The 15,581-nt window shown below is 69.8% G+C and carries 14 protein-coding genes; 7 read left to right on the top strand and 7 right to left on the bottom strand.

Translation table 11 applies throughout. The features are described 5' to 3' along the window. Positions 1-16: 16 nt before the first annotated feature. The 4 genes from RMP06_RS15745 to RMP06_RS15730 are packed head-to-tail and all read right to left on the bottom strand — an operon-like array spanning position 17 to position 3,801. Positions 17-1,072 carry a sulfate/molybdate ABC transporter ATP-binding protein gene (locus RMP06_RS15745; RefSeq protein ID WP_310462738.1) on the bottom strand — a complete coding sequence of 352 codons (1,056 nt, stop codon included), beginning with the start codon at positions 1,070-1,072 and terminating at the stop codon, positions 17-19. Further along, positions 1,069-1,935 carry a sulfate ABC transporter permease subunit CysW gene (gene cysW, locus RMP06_RS15740; RefSeq protein ID WP_310462737.1) on the bottom strand — a complete coding sequence of 289 codons (867 nt, stop codon included), beginning with the start codon at positions 1,933-1,935 and terminating at the stop codon, positions 1,069-1,071. Before cysW ends, RMP06_RS15745 begins: the two co-directional genes overlap by 4 nt. Positions 1,936-1,938: 3 nt before the next feature. Continuing rightward, positions 1,939-2,775 (bottom strand): sulfate ABC transporter permease subunit CysT, encoded by an 837-nt coding sequence (cysT, locus tag RMP06_RS15735; protein ID WP_310462736.1) that lies wholly within the window; start codon positions 2,773-2,775, stop codon positions 1,939-1,941. A gap of 21 nt (positions 2,776-2,796) precedes the next feature. Then, complete coding sequence (locus RMP06_RS15730; protein ID WP_310462735.1) at positions 2,797-3,801, bottom strand: sulfate ABC transporter substrate-binding protein; 1,005 nt, start codon at positions 3,799-3,801, stop codon at positions 2,797-2,799. 96 nt (positions 3,802-3,897) lie between these two features. Between RMP06_RS15730 and RMP06_RS15725 the strand changes: the two genes are divergently transcribed. The 3 genes from RMP06_RS15725 (at position 3,898) to RMP06_RS15715 (ending at position 7,456) form a co-directional block, all read left to right on the top strand. Beyond that, a complete protein-coding gene (locus tag RMP06_RS15725) occupies positions 3,898-4,611 on the top strand; it encodes a c-type cytochrome (protein WP_310462734.1) in 714 nt (237 codons plus the stop codon). Further along, on the top strand, positions 4,608-5,894 hold the full coding sequence (locus RMP06_RS15720; protein ID WP_310462733.1) for a c-type cytochrome: 1,287 nt from the start codon (positions 4,608-4,610) through the stop codon (positions 5,892-5,894). Before RMP06_RS15725 ends, RMP06_RS15720 begins: the two co-directional genes overlap by 4 nt. Positions 5,895-6,058: 164 nt before the next feature. Next, on the top strand, positions 6,059-7,456 hold the full coding sequence (locus tag RMP06_RS15715) for an L-serine ammonia-lyase (RefSeq protein WP_310462732.1): 1,398 nt from the start codon (positions 6,059-6,061) through the stop codon (positions 7,454-7,456). A 12-nt stretch (positions 7,457-7,468) separates the two neighbouring features. Here RMP06_RS15715 and RMP06_RS15710 read toward each other — a convergent pair whose 3' ends face one another. Next, the gene (locus RMP06_RS15710) at positions 7,469-8,734 is read right to left on the bottom strand and encodes a nitronate monooxygenase (protein WP_310462731.1); all 1,266 of its coding nucleotides are present in this window, start codon (positions 8,732-8,734) and stop codon (positions 7,469-7,471) included. Between the two features lie 232 nt (positions 8,735-8,966). Here RMP06_RS15710 and RMP06_RS15705 point away from each other — a divergent pair, with 232 nt between their 5' ends. Genes RMP06_RS15705 through RMP06_RS15690 form a run of 4 tightly spaced genes read left to right on the top strand, consistent with a single transcriptional unit; the run spans position 8,967 to position 13,817 of the window. Continuing rightward, positions 8,967-9,491: a MarR family winged helix-turn-helix transcriptional regulator gene (locus RMP06_RS15705; RefSeq protein ID WP_310462730.1), complete on the top strand. Its 525-nt coding sequence runs from the start codon at positions 8,967-8,969 to the stop codon at positions 9,489-9,491. After that, a complete protein-coding gene (locus RMP06_RS15700) occupies positions 9,488-10,972 on the top strand; it encodes an efflux transporter outer membrane subunit (protein WP_310462729.1) in 1,485 nt (494 codons plus the stop codon). The genes RMP06_RS15705 and RMP06_RS15700 overlap by 4 nt, the downstream gene beginning before the upstream one ends. Before the next feature lie 14 nt (positions 10,973-10,986). Beyond that, positions 10,987-12,237, top strand: coding sequence for an HlyD family secretion protein (locus RMP06_RS15695; RefSeq protein WP_310462728.1), 1,251 nt, complete (start codon positions 10,987-10,989; stop codon positions 12,235-12,237). Continuing rightward, positions 12,234-13,817: a DHA2 family efflux MFS transporter permease subunit gene (locus tag RMP06_RS15690; protein ID WP_310462727.1), complete on the top strand. Its 1,584-nt coding sequence runs from the start codon at positions 12,234-12,236 to the stop codon at positions 13,815-13,817. The genes RMP06_RS15695 and RMP06_RS15690 overlap by 4 nt, the downstream gene beginning before the upstream one ends. Before the next feature lie 27 nt (positions 13,818-13,844). Here RMP06_RS15690 and RMP06_RS15685 read toward each other — a convergent pair whose 3' ends face one another. Both RMP06_RS15685 and RMP06_RS15680 read right to left on the bottom strand, forming a co-directional pair. Beyond that, entirely contained in the window at positions 13,845-14,417 is a 573-nt protein-coding gene (locus RMP06_RS15685) for a PaaI family thioesterase (protein WP_310462726.1), read from the bottom strand. A gap of 23 nt (positions 14,418-14,440) precedes the next feature. Next, complete coding sequence (locus RMP06_RS15680) at positions 14,441-15,442, bottom strand: SLAC1 anion channel family protein (RefSeq protein ID WP_310462725.1); 1,002 nt, start codon at positions 15,440-15,442, stop codon at positions 14,441-14,443. Positions 15,443-15,581 lie beyond the last annotated feature (139 nt).

Raw genomic sequence — 15,581 nt, 5'->3', positions numbered from 1 at the left:
GTGTCTGTTGACACCTTCAAATCACCGCCGCCGGATCATCCGCCACCTCCTGAAACCGCGTGATCCGCCGCGGCCGCAGATGCACCGCGCTCCCCGGCCGCAGCCCGAGCCGCCCGCGCAGCGCGGTCCACGCCTCGCGCGACAGCTCCACGTCCACCAGCGACTCGTCCTCCACGCGGTGGAATTCCAGCCGCGTGTTCGGCCCCACCGTCAGCACATGCGCCAGCGTCACCGCCCAGGTGTCCGGCCCGGCGGTGGTGACGATGTCGATCTCGTGCGGGCGCACGTAGGTCACGTCCTTGGCTTCCACCGGCTGCCCCGGCGCATGGTCACGCCGACCATGGAACAGGTTCACATCCCCCAGGAACTGCAGCACGAACGGCGTCGCCGGCCGGTCGTAGACCTCGTCGGGCGTGCCGACCTGCTCGATGCGGCCCTCGTTCATTACCACGATGCGGTCGGCGACCTCCATCGCCTCCTCCTGGTCGTGGGTGACGAAGACGCTGGTGACGTGCATCTCGTCGTGCAGCCGGCGCAGCCAGCGGCGCAGTTCCTTGCGCACCTTGGCGTCCAGTGCGCCGAAGGGCTCGTCCAGCAGCAGTACCTTCGGCTCCACCGCCAGCGCCCGCGCCAGCGCGATCCGCTGCCGCTGGCCGCCCGAGAGCTGGTGCGGGTAGCGGTCGGCCAGCCAGTCGAGTTGCACCAGCTTCAGCAGCTCAGTCACCTTGGCTCGGATCTCCGCCTCGCCCGGCCGCGTCGCCTTGGGCCGCACGCGCAGGCCGAACGCGACGTTCTCGAAGATCGTCATCTGCGGGAACAGTGCGTAGTGCTGGAACACGAAGCCGACCTGCCGATCCCGCACGTCGGTGCGCGTGGCGTCCTCGCCGTGGAACAGCACCTGGCCCGAGTCCGGCACCTCCAGCCCCGCGATCATGCGCAGCAGCGTCGTCTTGCCCGAGCCTGACGGCCCCAGCAGCGCCACCAGCTCGCCCGACCCGATCGTCAGGTTGAGGTGGTCACAGACGGTCAACCGACCGAAACGCTTGTTCAGATCCTGGACTTCGATGCTCATGCTGGGGTGCTCCCGTTGTCCTGGCGGGCGCTGCTGAGCTGCGCCTTCACCCGTTGTTCGACGATGTACTTCAGCCCCAGCGTCACCAGCGCCAGCCCCGCCAGCAGCGACGCCACCGCGAATGCCGCCGCGAACTGGTACTCGTTGTAGAGAATCTCGATGTGCAGCGGCACCGTGTTGGTCTGCCCCCGGATGTGGCCGGAGACGACCGACACCGCGCCGAACTCGCCCATCGCCCGCGCATTGCACAAGATCACGCCGTACAGCAGCGCCCACCGGATGTTGGGCAGCGTCACGCGCCGGAACATCTGCCAGCCACTGGCGCCGAGCACGACAGCGGCCTCCTCCTGCTCGCAGCCCTGCGCCTGCATCAGCGGGATCAGCTCGCGCGCCACGAAGGGAAAGGTCACGAACACGGTCGCCAGCACGATGCCCGGCACGGCGAAGATCACCTTCAGGTCATGGTCGCGCAGCCATTCGCCCGTCCAGCCCTGCAGCCCGAACACCAGCACGTAGATCAGCCCCGACACCACCGGACTGACCGAGAACGGCAGGTCGATCAGCGTCAGCAGCACGCTCTTGCCGTGGAACTCGAACTTGGCGATGCACCACGCCGCCGCCACGCCGAACACCACGTTCAGCGGCACCGAGACCGCCGCGGCGATCAGCGTCAGCTGGATGGCCGAGAGCGCGTCGTCGTCGGTGATGGCCGCGGCGTAGACCGCCCAGCCTTTCTTGAACGCCTCGATGAAGACGGTCGCCAGCGGGATGAAGAGGAACAGCGTCAGGAAAACCAGCGCCACGCCGATCAGCGTGCGCCGCACCCAGGGGGCTTCGGTGGTCGATCGTGTTGTCGTCCGCATGGGTCACTGTCCTTGGCGCTGTCGCGTCCACGCCTGCAATCCGTTGATGACCAGCAGTAGCACGAAGCTCAGCAGCAGCATCACCACCGCGATGGCGGTCGCGCCGGCCACGTCGTGCTGCTCCAGCTTGCTGATGATCATCAGCGGCGTGATCTCGCTGACCAGCGGGAGGTTGCCGGCGATGAAGATGACCGAGCCGTACTCGCCCAGCGCCCGGGCGAAGGCCAGCGCGAAGCCGGTCAGCAGCGCCGGAGCCAGGATCGGCAGGATCACCCGCCGGAAGGTCTGCCAGCGGTCGGCGCCGAGCGTGGCGGCGGCCTCCTCGAACTCCTGCGACAGGTCCTCGAGCACCGGCTGCAGCGTGCGCACGACAAACGGCAGCCCGATGAACAGCAGCGCCACGAACACCCCCAGCGGCGTGAAGCTGACCTTGAAGGGCAGGTGCTGGCCGATCCAGCCGTTCTCGGCGTAGAGCGCAGTCAGCGTGATGCCGGCCACCGCCGTCGGCAGCGCGAACGGCAGGTCCACCAGTGCATCGACCAGCCGCTTGCCCGGGAAGTCGTAGCGCACCAGCACCCACGCGATCACCAACCCGAAGGCGACATTGAGCAGCGCGGCGGCCAGCGACGCGCTGAAGGTCAGCTGGTACGAGGCGAGCACGCGCGGCGAGGTGACCGCGTCCCAGAACGCGGGCCAGGTCATCGTGGCGGTCTTCATGAACGCCGCTGACAGCGGCAGCAGCACGATCAGGCTCAGGTAGAGCAGCGTGAAGCCCAGCGCGAGGTCGAAGCCGGGCAGCACGCTGTGGCGGCGCAGCAGCGCCCGCGACAGTGGCAGCATGGAAGGCGATTCCCCGTCGTGTCAGCGTTTCGTGAACACCTGGTCGAAGGTGCCACCATCGCTGAAATGGACCTTCTGCGCCTCGCGCCAGCTTCCGAACACGTCGTCGAGGCGGAACAGCGTGACCTTCGGGAACTGCGCCGCGTACTTCGCCGCCGCCTTTGGGTCGATCGGGCGGTAGTGGTGCTGGCCGGCCAGATCCTGTCCGACCGGCGAGTAGAGGTACTCCAGATAGCCCTGCGCCGCCGCGCGCGTGCCCTTCTTGTCCACCACCTTGTCCACCAGCGCGACCGGCGGCTCGGCCAGGATCGACAGCGGCGGCGCGACGATCTCGAATTTGTCCGGACCGAGTTCCTTGATCGCCAGCAGCGCCTCGTTCTCCCAGGCCAGCAGCACGTCGCCGATGCCGCGTTCGACGAAGGTCACGGTCGAGCCCCGCGCCCCTGCGTCGAGCACGGGCACGTTGGCGAGCACCTTCTTCACGTATTCCTGCGCCTTGGCGTCCGAGCCGAGCGTCTTCTTCGCCCAGCCCCAGGCGGCGAGGTAGTTCCAGCGCGCACCGCCCGAGGTTTTCGGGTTGGGCGTGATCACCGAGACGCCGGGCCGGGCGAGGTCGGCCCAGTCCTGGATGCCCTTGGGATTGCCCTTGCGCACGAGGAAGACGATGGTGGACGTGTAGGGCGCGCTGTGGTGGGGCAGGCGCTTCTGCCAGTCGGCGGGCAGCAGCTTCGCCTGGTCGCCGATCTCGTCGATGTCGTAGGCGAGTGCCAGCGTGACGACATCGGCTTCCAGCCCGTCGATGACCGAGCGGGCCTGCTTGCCCGAGCCGCCGTGCGAGGTCTTGACCGCCACGGTGTCGCCGGTCTTGGCCTTCCAGTGCGCGGCGAACGCCTTGTTGAAGTCCTGGTACAGCTCGCGCGTCGGGTCGTAGGAGACGTTGAGCAGCGTGATGTCCTTGGCGTGGGCCAGCGGGGCGCCGAGGGTGCAGGCGAGGGCGGCGGCGATCAGGGTCTGGCGGCGTAGCATCGGGCGGTTCCGTTCAGTCTGGAGGGATGCGTGGATGCTAGGCAGCCCCTCTCCGGCGGAGAACGAATCAATCCGATGATCGATAGTCGAAAAACGATGCTACCCACCCGAATCCGAACCGCACTCGCGGCCGTGCTTGCGCTGCTGGGCCTGTCGGTTGCACAGGCCGCCGCCCCGACCGACGACCCCCGCGGCATGACCACCCGCGTCGCCGCCTGCACCGCCTGCCATGGCAAGCAGGGCCGTGCCACCCCCGACGGCTACTTCCCGCGCATCGCTGGCAAGCCCGCTGGATACCTCTACCAACAGCTCGTCAACTTCCGCGACGGCCGCCGCCAGTACCGCCCGATGACGCACCTGCTCGACCACCTGAGCGACGACTACCTGCGCGAGATCGCCGAGCATTTCGCGTCGCTGGAGGTGCCGTATCCGCCGCCGGCCACGCCGGGGCTGGCAGTGGCGGTGCTGGCGCAGGGCAAGGCGCTGGTGCTGAAGGGCGACGCTACGCGGGAGGTGCCGGCCTGTATCCGCTGCCACGGCGAGGCGATGACCGGGGTGGCGCCGGCCATTCCGGGGCTGCTCGGGCTGCCGCGCGATTACCTGAACTCCCAGCTCGGCGCCTGGAAGACCGGCCAGCGCCACGCCGCTGCGCCAGACTGCATGGCGAAGATCACCGCGAAGCTCACCTCCACCGACATCACCGCCGTCGCAGCCTGGCTCGCGGCGCAGCCGGTGCCGGTGCCATCGAAGGCGGTGGAGCGTTCGGCGCTTGCGCAGCCGCTGCCGATGGACTGCGGGGGTGTGCAATGAAGCGCGTGTTCCATTGGGGCCTGGGCGGTCTGGTGGGTGTGCTGGCGCTGGGCGCGGCGGCGATCGTGTGGCTGGATGCGGCCGATGCGCCGCCTTCCGCCCACCCGCGTCCGGTCGCCACCGACGCTGCGGCGATCGACCGTGGCCGCTACCTTGCGCAGGCCGGCAACTGCGCCGCCTGCCACACCCGCCGCGGCGAGCCGCCCTATGCCGGCGGCGAGGCGTTGCGCACGCCCTTCGGCACCATCTACGGCGGGAACCTCACGCCACACGCCACCACTGGCCTCGGTCAATGGAGCACCGACGATTTCTGGCGCGCGCTCCACCACGGCCGCTCGCGTGACGGGCGGATGCTGACCCCGGCGTTTCCGTACCCGCATTTCACGCAGGTCACGCGCGAGGACAGCGACGCGCTGTTCGCTTTCCTGCGCAGCGTGCCGGCGGTGGAGCGGCCGAGCACGCCGAATGCGCTGGACTTTCCCTACAACACGCAGGTGGCGCTGAAGGTCTGGCGCGCGCTGTATTTCAAGCCCGGCACCTACACGCCACAGCCCGCGCAATCCGCCGAATGGAACCGCGGCGCCTACCTCGTCAACGGCTTGGGCCACTGCGCCGCCTGCCACGGTGCGCGCAACGCGATGGGCGCGACGATCGCTGACCGTGCCTTCGACGGCGCGCCGATCCCGGGGCAGGGCTGGTATGCCCCGGCGCTCACGCTCGCCGCCGAGGCCAGCGTCAGCGCGTGGCCGGTGGCGGACGTGGTGGGTCTGCTGCGCGATGGGGTGGCGCCGACCGTCGGTGCGGTCGTGACCGGCCCGATGGCCGAGGTCGTTGCCCGCAGCACGCAGCACCTCAGCCCAGCCGACGCGCAGGCGATGGCGGTGTTCCTGCGCGACCTGCCCGTGCGCCCGGCCGCCGAGCCGCCGCGGGTGCGTCCCGCCGACGCCCGCACGCTCGACCGCGGCGCCAAGCTCTACACCGACCACTGCGCCACCTGCCACGGCGAGCGCGGCGAGGGCCAGCCCGGCGCCTTCCCCGCGCTGGCCGGCAACCGCGCGGTGACGATGGTGGATCCGACCAACCTCGTGCGCGTGATCCTGCAAGGCGGCTACGGCCCGTCCACCGCCGGCCGCCCGCGCCCGCACGGCATGCCGCCCTTCGGCCACGTGCTCGACGACGCCGACATCGCCGCCATCACCACCCATGTGCGCACCGCCTGGGGCAACACGGGCACGCCGGTGAACCAGGTGCAGGTGGTGCAGCTGCGCGAAGGGCGTGACTGATGCCTGTGCAGAAAGTCCGTTGCGCTGTCTGCCTAAAAATGAGGCAGAGTAAGAAAATGCCTTGCACGACAAGCACTTGCCAACACTTCGCACCGCTTGTGAACAGCGTTATCCACAGGCAGCGGGGATAACCGCAGATGAACTGAGATTCACCGGAGATTCACATGGCTGTCAGTGTTTTTGACCTGTTCAAGATCGGCATCGGGCCGTCCAGTTCCCACACGGTCGGGCCGATGCGGGCGGCGCGGCTGTTCACGCAGGGGCTGCTGCACGCGGAGCTGCTCGACCGTGTGGCTCGCGTCCAGGTCGATCTCTATGGCTCGCTGGGCGCCACCGGCAAGGGCCACGGCAGCGACACCGCCGTGCTGCTCGGCCTCGGCGGGCATGAACCGGACACGGTGGACGTGGACCTGATCCCCGGGCTGCTGGACGGTCTGCGCCAGCGTCGGCGCGTGCTGCTCGATGGCACGCACCCGGTTGCCTTCGACGAGGTGCGCGATGTCATGTTCCACCGCCGCGAGACCCTGCCGCTGCACGCCAACGGCATGCGCTTCTCGGCCTTCGACGCGGCTGGCACGGTGCTCGCCGAGCGGGTGTACTACTCGGTGGGCGGCGGCTTCGTCGTCAGCGAGCAGGTCGCCGCGGACGGCCAGCGCCAGAAGGTGATCGCGCCCGACACCAGCGTGCTGCCGCTGCCCTTCCACAGCGGCGCCGACCTGCTGGCGCTGACGCAGGTGCACGGCTGCTCCATCGCCGAGGTGATGCGCCGCAATGAACGCTACTGGCGCACCGATGCCGAGACCGACGCGGGGCTGCTGCGCATCTGGGCGGCGATGCAAGCCTGCGTGGAGCGCGGTTGCCGCACCGAGGGCACGCTGCCGGGCGGCTTCAAGGTGCGGCGTCGGGCGGCGGCGCTGTCACGGGCGCTGACCGCGCTGGACGCAAAGGGCGCCAAAGCGGCCGATCCGCTGGTCGTGCTCGACTGGGTCAACCTGTACGCGCTGGCAGTCAACGAGGAAAACGCGGCGGGCGGGCGGGTCGTCACGGCGCCGACCAACGGTGCGGCCGGGATCATCCCCGCGGTGCTGCATTACTACGTTCGGTTCGTGCCGGGGGCGGACACGCGCGGCGTCATCGATTTCCTGCTGACGGCCGCGGCGATCGGCCTGCTCTACAAGGAAAACGCCAGCATCAGCGGCGCCGAGGTGGGCTGCCAGGGCGAAGTCGGCGTGGCGTGCTCGATGGCGGCGGCGGGGCTGTGCGCGGTGATGGGCGGCAGCCCCGCGCAGGTCGAGAACGCCGCCGAGATCGGCATGGAGCACCACCTGGGCCTGACCTGCGACCCGGTGGGCGGGCTGGTGCAGATCCCCTGCATCGAGCGCAATGCCATCGCCTCGGTCAAGGCCATCAACGCCGCCCGCATGGCGCTCTACGGCGACGGCACCCACCACGTCAGCCTCGACAAGGTCATCAAGACCATGCGCGAGACCGGGGCGGACATGCACACCAAGTACAAGGAGACCGCCCGCGGGGGGCTGGCGGTGAATATCGTGGCTTGCTGAACTGCGTCGAGTTCAGTCGGCCAGCACCACGCCCGCTTCTGGCAGGCTGACCTTGTCGTCCGTGCTGAACCGATAGTCCTGGAACACGTGCTCGGCGGTGAGCAACTGGTAGCGGCCATCGGCGTGGCGGTGCGTCGTGTCCTTCAGGCGCCACGTCAGCTGGCCGCAGGTCCAGATGTCGAAGTTGCGCATCTGCGTGCACAGGCAGGTCTTGTCCATCACCGAGATGCGCTTGACACCCGGATGCGCCGCCACTTCGCGGTTGTAGGCGGTGATGTAGGCGCACTTGCCGTTGGCGTCGAGCAGGTAGCCGTAGGCCTCGCAGTTCGGGCGGATGCCGTCGCCGATGCCGGGGCTCGACTTGATCATGCGCATCGGGTAGCCGGTGGGCGAGATCTGGTTGACCTCGATGTCGTCCTCGTCGGCCTTGAAGTATTCCTGCTTGATGTCATCGGGCAGGCCGCATTCCTTGGTCACGGTGAAGCGCGTCGCCACCTGCACGCCGGACGCGCCCATCTCCAGGAAACGCACCGCGTCGCTGCCGGTAAAGATGCCGCCCGCCGGCAGGACCGGGATGTCGAGCTTCTCCGCCTTCATCCACGTCAGGATCTCGGCGACGATGGTGGCCAGGTCGTACTCGGCCCAGTCCATGCCGAAACCGAGGTGACCGCCCGCGAGCGGGCCTTCGACGACGATGTAGTCGGGCAGGCGGTTCAGGCGGGCGTTCTTCTTCAGGAAGAGCTGCAGCGCGCGCAGCGACGACACGATGATGCCGAGCTTGGCGTCGCGGAAACGCGGGTGGTCCTCGATCAGCGCGAAGGAGCCGAGGTGCAGGCCGGCGGCGAGCGTGATGCCGTCGATGCCGGCGTCCAGCGCCGAGGCCATCCGCACCTTCAGCGTCTCCTTCGGCCCGTTCATCGTCAGCTTTTCCATGCAGTTGATGAACACCAGACCGCTGCCCTGCTTGCGGGTCATGGTGCTTTCGACGTGCAGGCGCGTGGCTTCGGCGAGGTGACCAAGGTCGAACTTGACGGCCGACTTGTCCTCGGACTCGACGTTGAGCTTGTACATCGCCTGCTTGGCCTTGACGTACTTGGTCTTGTAGCGGCGGTCGGTGACCGTCTTGATCATCGCGTCCGAGATGTGGCCGACGCCGCCCAGGCGCGCCGCCTCCAGCGCCAGGTCGGAAGAGGAAATGTCCACCCCCATGCCGCCGACCATGATGGGGACCAGCTCGTGGCGGCCCATCTGCATGCGGAAGTCGTCCAATCGTTTCATCGCGTATGTCCTCGGGGCGTGCCCCTGTAGTTCTAGATCCAGCGCCTCTTCGTTCGGCGGAGCTTGCCAGTGCAGTGTGACTGTGCCACGCCGTGTGCATGGTGCGTATTGTCAGGGACTTGGCGGATCAGTCTGATGCGGTGCGTGTCCGCGGCCTGATTAAGTCCACAGAGAAAATAGGGACTAATTAAATTGCCTAAGCAATGATTGACTAGACAATAAGATTGGCGCCATGCACACGACCAATCCTGCGGCGGGGCCACTCCCGCCGATCTATACCGCCGAGACCTACCGGCCCGAGCGCAGCCTGGGCCTGCTGATGCGCCAGGTGCTGACGTCGATCCTGCAGGAGGCTGACCGCCGCCTGGACGAACTCGACCTGACCCACGCGCAGTGGCTGCCCCTGTTTCACCTGCTGTGCCGGCCCGAGGACACGACGGCGGTGACGCTGGCGCGTGATCTGCAGGTCGATCCGGCGGGCGTGACCCGCGTGCTGGACCGGCTCGAAGCCAAGCAGCTCGTGCGGCGCGAGCGGTCCTGCACCGACCGGCGCGTGGTGAATCTGGCGCTGACCGAGACCGGCCGGGTGGTGGCCGAGCAGGTGCCGCCAGTGCTGACGTTTGTGCTCAACCAGCATCTGGAGGGCTTCTCGATCGAGGAGTTCGAGCAGCTCATGGGGCTGCTGCGCCGTCTTCTGGTCAATGGTGAAGCAATGCGTGTGCCCGTGGTGGCCGCGCGCGAGAAGGGCGCAGCATGAACCGCCTGGACACGATGACGCCCCTCGTTGGCGCGCTGGCGCTGGCGGCGGCCCTGGTGATGACCGGGTGCGCCAGTCCCGGTGCGCCCATTCCCGTGCAGGCGGCGCTGCTGCCGGCGCAACTCGGGCTGCAGGCCGACACCGGTGCATTCGCCGCAGGCGACGGCTGGTGGAAGGCGCTCGGCGATCCGGCGCTCGACACGCTGGTCGAACGCGCCACGGCGGACCACCCGAGCGTGCAGGCGGCCATGGCCCGGCTCGCCCGCGCCCAGGCCGCCCGCGGCGGCGCGCAGGCGAGCGAGGCGCCGCAGATCGGCCTGTCCGCCGACGCGACCCGCCAGCGCTACACCGCCAACGGGCTGGTGCCGCCGCCGATCGCCGGCAGCGTGCGCGACACCGGCAATCTGCAGATCGGCGGCGCGTGGTCGCTGGACTTCTTCGGCCGCCACCGTGCTGCGCTTGCCGCCGCCGTCGGCCAGGAGCAGGCGCTGCAGGCCGAGCTATTCGCGGCCCGACAGGCGCTGGCAGGCGCCGTGACGCGCCAGTACCTCGCGCTGGCCCGCCTGCTGGCGCAGCGCGAGGTGGCCGATCGCACCCTCGTGCTGCGGACCCGGACGCTGGACCTGGTGCAGCGCCGCGTGCAGGGCGGGCTGGATACCCAGGTCGAGCTGCGCCAGGCCGAAGCCGCCGTGCCCGACGCCCGCACCCAGCGCCTCGCGCTGGACGAGCAGATCACCCTGGTGCGCCACGCCCTGGCCGCGCTGACCTCGCAGGCGCCGACTGCGCTCGATGCGCTGGCCCCGTGGCTGGACGCGCTGCAGGTGCCGGCGCCCGACACGGGCCAGATCGGCACCGACCTGCTGGGCCGCCGTGCCGACATCGTGGCCGCACGCTGGCGCGTCGAAGCCGCCACGCAGGGGGTGCGCGAGGCACGGGCGCAGTTCTATCCCGATGTGCAGCTCAACGCCTTCGTCGGGCTGAATGCGCTGGGGCTGGACCGGCTGGTCCAATTCGACAGCCGGCAGGCGGGGGTCGGCCCGGCGCTGCGGCTGCCGCTGTTCGACGGCGGCCGGCTGCGGGCGCAACTGCAGTCGCGCTCGGCCGATCTGGATGCGTCGATCGCGGCCTACAACGGCGCGCTGCTCGACGCGGTGCGCGAAGCCGCCGACGCGCTGACCAGCACCGAGGCCGTGCAGGCCCAGCGCACCGAGCAGGCCCGCGCGCTGCAGGCCGCCGAGCAAGCCCACGACGCCGCGCAGCGCCGCTTCGGCGCCGGGCTCGGCAACTATCTGGTCGTGCTGACCGCCGAGCAGCAATTGCTGGCGCAGCGCCGCGCTGCGGTCGATCTGCGCGCCCGCGCTTTCGACATGCGGGTGCAACTGATGCAGGCCCTCGGCGGCGGCTATACCGCGGTCAACACCCCACCGAACCTGCCGGATGCGCCGCATGCACCGCGCGCGACGGCCCAGAACAACCGATGAAGACGAGTCACCCGATGAGCAACCCTGCGACTGACGTTTCCCCGAAGCCGACCGCGCCCGCGAACCCTCGCCGCCGTGCGCTGACCAGCATCGCCGCCGTGGCCGTGCTGGCCGGTGGTGGCTACGGCGCGTGGTGGGCGCTCTATGCGCGCCACAGCGAGAGCACCGACAACGCCTATGTCCAGGCCCGCGTGGTGCAGGTCACGGCGCTGGCCGGCGGCACCGTCAAGGCGGTCGAGGCCGACGACACCGACCACGTCCGCGCTGGCCAGGTGCTGCTGCGGCTGGACGCCACCGACGCGAAGCTCGCGCTGGAGCAGGCCGAAGCCCAGCTCGCGCAGACCGTGCGCGAAGTGCGCCAGCTCTACACCGGCAACGACACGCTCGGCGCGCAGGTCGCCCAGCGCGAAGCCGACCTCAAGCGCGCCCAGGCCGACCTCGCCCGCGCGCAGGACGACGTGAACCGCCGCGCGCCCCTGGTCGAGAGCGGCGCGGTCGGCCGCGAGGAGTTCAACCACGTCACCGCGCAGCTCGCCTCGGCGCGCAGTGTGGTCGCTGCGGCGAAATCCGCGCTCGACGCCACCCAGGAACAGCGGACCAGCAACGGCATCCTCACCGACGGCGGCAGCGTCGAGTCGCAGCCGGCGGTGCAACGTGCCGCGGGCAAGGTGCGCGAGGCGTGGATTGCGCTCAAGCGCACCGAGCTGCTCGCACCCGTCGAGGGCCACATCGCGCGCCGCAGCGTGCAGCTCGGCCAGCGCGTGCAGCCGGGCACGCCGGTGATGGCGGTGGTCGATCTGCAGGGCGCCTGGGTTGACGCCAACTTCAAGGAAGGCCAGTTGCGTTCGCTGCGCCTGGGCCAGCCGGCGGAGCTGGTGGCCGATGTCTATGGCGACAAGGTGGTCTACCACGGCCGCATCGCCGGGCTGGGCGCGGGCACGGGCGCGGCGTTTGCGCTGCTGCCGGCGCAGAACGCCACCGGCAACTGGATCAAGGTGGTGCAGCGCGTGCCGGTGCGCATCACGCTGGACCGGGCCGAGGTGGCAGCGCATCCGCTGCGCGTCGGGCTGTCGATGAACGTCACGGTGGACGTGGCCAAGCAGGACGGCGCGGTGCTGCCCGCCATTGCCCCGGCCGCGCACCCGGACCGCACCGAGGTCTACGACGGCCTGGAGCGCGAGGCGGAGGCCGACGTGCAGCGCATCATCGCTGCCAACCTCGGCCGGGTCGGCGTGGCGGCCTCGACCGCCCGCAAGCCGGCATGAGCGCGCCCGCCGCGGCCGCCGGCGCGGCGCCGTACACGCCGCCACCGCCGCTCGAAGGCGGCCAGCTCGCGCTCGGCACGCTGGCGCTGTCGCTGGCGACGTTCATGAACGTGCTGGACTCGTCGATCGCCAACGTCTCGCTGCCGGCGATCGCGGGCGACCTGGGCGTGAGCCCGTCGCAGGGCACCTGGGTCATCACCAGCTTCGGCGTGGCCAACGCGATCTCGGTGCCGCTGACGGGCTGGCTGACGCAGCGCTTCGGCGCGGTCAAGCTGTTCACCTGGAGCGTGCTGCTGTTCGTGGTGGCGTCGTGGCTGTGCGGGTTCGCGCCGTCGCTGGAGGCGCTGATCGTCTTTCGCGTGATGCAGGGGCTGGTGGCCGGGCCGATGATCCCGTTGTCGCAGACGCTGCTGCTGTCGAGCTACCCGCGCACGAAGGCGGGCACGGCGCTGGCGCTGTGGGGCATGACGACGCTGGTGGCACCGGTGGTCGGGCCGCTGCTGGGCGGCTGGATCACCGACCACGTGCATTGGGCGTGGATCTTCTACATCAACGTGCCGGTCGGGCTGCTCGCCGCGGGCATCACCTGGCGCATCTACCGCCGCCGCGAGACGCCGACGCGGCAGTTGCCGATCGACACGGTGGGGCTGGCGCTGCTGGTGCTGTGGGTCGGCGCGCTGCAACTGATGCTTGACAAGGGCCACGAGCTGGACTGGTTCCACTCGCCGACGGTCATCGCGCTGGCGGTGGTGGCGGTGTTCGGCTTCGCGGTCTTCGTCGCCTGGGAGCTGACGGACGCGCACCCGGTGGTCGATCTGCGGCTGTTCGCGCGGCCGAACTTCCTCTATGGCGCGCTGACGCTGTCGGTGGCCTACGGGCTGTTCTTCGGCAACATCGTGCTGCTGCCGATGTGGCTGCAGCAGTGGGTGGGCTACACCGCCACCTGGGCGGGCATGGCGATGGCGCCGGTCGGCGTGCTGGCGATCCTGCTGACGCCGCTGGTGGGCAAGAAGGTGTCGGTCTGGGATCCGCGCTGGATGGCGACCGGGGCGTTCGTGTGCTTCTCGCTGGTGCTGTGGCTGCGCAGCCGCTTCACGCTGCAGACCGACTTTGTCTCGATCCTGATCCCGACGGTGATCCAGGGCGCCGCGCTGTCGTTTTTCTTCATCCCGCTGACGACGCTGACGCTGTCCGGGCTGGACCCGTCTCGGGTGCCGGCGGCGGCCGGGCTGTCGAACTTCGTGCGCATCACGGCCGGCGCGATGGGCACGTCGGTGGCCACGACGGTCTGGCAGGACCGCGCGGTGATGCACCACGCGCACCTCGCCGAGCGGCTGACGGCGGGCGATCCGGTGACCGACGAGGCGCTGCGCTCGATCCAGTCCGGCGGGTTCGGGATGGAGCAGGCGCTGGCGCAGGTCGAGCGGCTGATCAACCAGCAGGCCTACACCCGCGCGGCGGACGACGTGTTCCTGGTGTCGGCGGGGATCTTCCTGCTGCTGATCCCGCTGGTGTGGCGGACGCGGCGGCCGGCGCGACTGGGTCATGCGGCGCCCGCCGATGCGGGTGGGGCGCACTGAAGACACGGAGAGTGAAGGGGCCGGCGCTCAACTGCCCACGGCTTTGCTGGCGGTCAGCACCACGCAGGTTGTCGTGGCATGCGCGTACAGCTTGCCGTCTGCGCCGACCAGCCGCCCCTCGGCAAACCCGACCTGCCGGCCCGCGTTGATGATCCGTCCCTCGGCCCGCACCAGACCGACTTGCGGGGTCAGTGCGCGGATGTAGCTGATCTTCAGCTCGGCCGTCGTGTAGCCCTTGCCGGCGGGGAGCGTGGTGTGCACGGCGCAGCCCACGCACGAATCCAGCAGCGTGGCGATCCAGCCGCCGTGGATGGTGCCCATCGGATTGGCGAAACGGGCGTGCGGGCGGCCCTGGAAGACGAAGTGGCCGTGCGCGTACTCGATCGGCACGAAGTCCATCGCCGCACCGATCGGCACCGAGGGCAGCTCGCCACGGCCGATGGCGGCGAACCATTCCAGGCCGCTGAGGTGGGCGATCTGCTCGGGGCGGGCGAGGCCGGGTGGGGCGAGGGTGGCGCGCACGCGGGCTTCGTCGGATTCCCAGAGGGCGAGGGTGGCGGCGGTGTCGTGGGGCGCTTGTGCGGTGCTGCTGTGTTGCATGGTCAATCTGGTTGTGTTGAAAATCATTCCGTGCCCACTGGCTGGATCATCGCCACCGGCTCCGGCGCCAGCAGTGTCCCTTGGCGCAACCCGCGCACGGTGCCCATGCCGAGCCCGAACACCACCAGCGAGGTCAGCGCCAGCAGCATCGGCGCGAGTACCGCCAGCAGCCCGCTCGGCGTGGCGAGCTGCGCCGTGAGCCCGGCCAGTGCGGCCATCGGGAACGACAGGCCCCAGTGCGCGATCGTGAACGCCTGCGCGACGATGCGTTTCGCCAGCATGGCCGCCCACAGGAAACTGAACAGCGCCATGCCCCACAGCATCCAGCCGAGCACGGGCGGCGCGCCGAGCTGCAGCGCCGACAGCCCGACCACGGCCGGTGGCGCGACCAGGATGAAGACCGATGGCATCAACCGCTCCGGCCACATTCCCTGCACGGCGATGCGCACCAGCAGCAGCGCCAGCACCAGCGGCCAGAACAGCACGCCGATGCCGAACTGCGCGGCCGACCACTCGGTGTGGCCGAGCGCGACGCCCGCCAGCGGCACCAGCACATTGCCGACCACCGGGATGATCAGTGCGGGCGTCACCACCTGCCACTGCAGTCCGCTCGTCTTGTTGCCACGCCACCAGCGGCTGACGACCCACAGCGTCACGCCGAGCTGGCTCAGGCTGCCGACCCACCACACCGCGTTGGCGGCCGTGTGCATGCCGAACAGCCCGACCGCGACCGTGGCCAGCAGGATCAGCGACACCGGTACCGTCGCCAGGAAGGTGTGGCGCACCGGGTGGGCACAGTCGCTCGCCCACGCTTCGGGGTGGCGCTGCAACCGTACGGCGCTCATGGCCGCCAGCGCCAGGAAGACCAGCATCGCGAGTCCACCGAAGGCGATGGCGAGATGGCCCGTGACATCGCCCATCAGCGGCGCGGCGCGCAGCCACGCCAGCGACAGGCCACACAGCCCCATCACGATGGAAAACCAGGCGGGCGAGAGGAACTTGAGCGGAGACTGCGTGGAGGCCATGGGTGGGGGCGTGGGGTCAGTGATCACGGCGATTGGACCATTCCCGCAGAAATGCAAGGGGTTCTGCGGGCACTTCAGGCGACAGCTCATGGAGCGGGTGTCGATACTGCATTGAGCGTGTTCCTCCATGTGCGGAACA

This window comes from Sphaerotilus sp., from assembly GCF_031429695.1.
In the GTDB taxonomy this organism is placed as follows: Bacteria; Pseudomonadota; Gammaproteobacteria; order Burkholderiales; family Burkholderiaceae_C; genus Sphaerotilus.
This window is presented reverse-complemented; position numbering and strand designations above follow the sequence as displayed.

What these genes read in the sequence shown, in the direction of transcription:
- RMP06_RS15690 (WP_310462727.1), top strand. Translation starts at nt 12,234, where the DNA reads ATGAGCGCGCCCGCCGCGGCCGCCGGCGCGGCGCCGTACACGCCGCCA.
- cysW (WP_310462737.1), bottom strand. Translation starts at nt 1,935, where the DNA reads ATGCGGACGACAACACGATCGACCACCGAAGCCCCCTGGGTGCGGCGC.
- RMP06_RS15725 (WP_310462734.1), top strand. Translation starts at nt 3,898, where the DNA reads ATGCTACCCACCCGAATCCGAACCGCACTCGCGGCCGTGCTTGCGCTG.
- RMP06_RS15730 (WP_310462735.1), bottom strand. Translation starts at nt 3,801, where the DNA reads ATGCTACGCCGCCAGACCCTGATCGCCGCCGCCCTCGCCTGCACCCTC.
- RMP06_RS15710 (WP_310462731.1), bottom strand. Translation starts at nt 8,734, where the DNA reads ATGAAACGATTGGACGACTTCCGCATGCAGATGGGCCGCCACGAGCTG.
- RMP06_RS15745 (WP_310462738.1), bottom strand. Translation starts at nt 1,072, where the DNA reads ATGAGCATCGAAGTCCAGGATCTGAACAAGCGTTTCGGTCGGTTGACC.
- RMP06_RS15700 (WP_310462729.1), top strand. Translation starts at nt 9,488, where the DNA reads ATGAACCGCCTGGACACGATGACGCCCCTCGTTGGCGCGCTGGCGCTG.
- RMP06_RS15695 (WP_310462728.1), top strand. Translation starts at nt 10,987, where the DNA reads ATGAGCAACCCTGCGACTGACGTTTCCCCGAAGCCGACCGCGCCCGCG.
- RMP06_RS15715 (WP_310462732.1), top strand. Translation starts at nt 6,059, where the DNA reads ATGGCTGTCAGTGTTTTTGACCTGTTCAAGATCGGCATCGGGCCGTCC.
- RMP06_RS15720 (WP_310462733.1), top strand. Translation starts at nt 4,608, where the DNA reads ATGAAGCGCGTGTTCCATTGGGGCCTGGGCGGTCTGGTGGGTGTGCTG.
- RMP06_RS15705 (WP_310462730.1), top strand. Translation starts at nt 8,967, where the DNA reads ATGCACACGACCAATCCTGCGGCGGGGCCACTCCCGCCGATCTATACC.
- RMP06_RS15680 (WP_310462725.1), bottom strand. Translation starts at nt 15,442, where the DNA reads ATGGCCTCCACGCAGTCTCCGCTCAAGTTCCTCTCGCCCGCCTGGTTT.
- cysT (WP_310462736.1), bottom strand. Translation starts at nt 2,775, where the DNA reads ATGCTGCCACTGTCGCGGGCGCTGCTGCGCCGCCACAGCGTGCTGCCC.
- RMP06_RS15685 (WP_310462726.1), bottom strand. Translation starts at nt 14,417, where the DNA reads ATGCAACACAGCAGCACCGCACAAGCGCCCCACGACACCGCCGCCACC.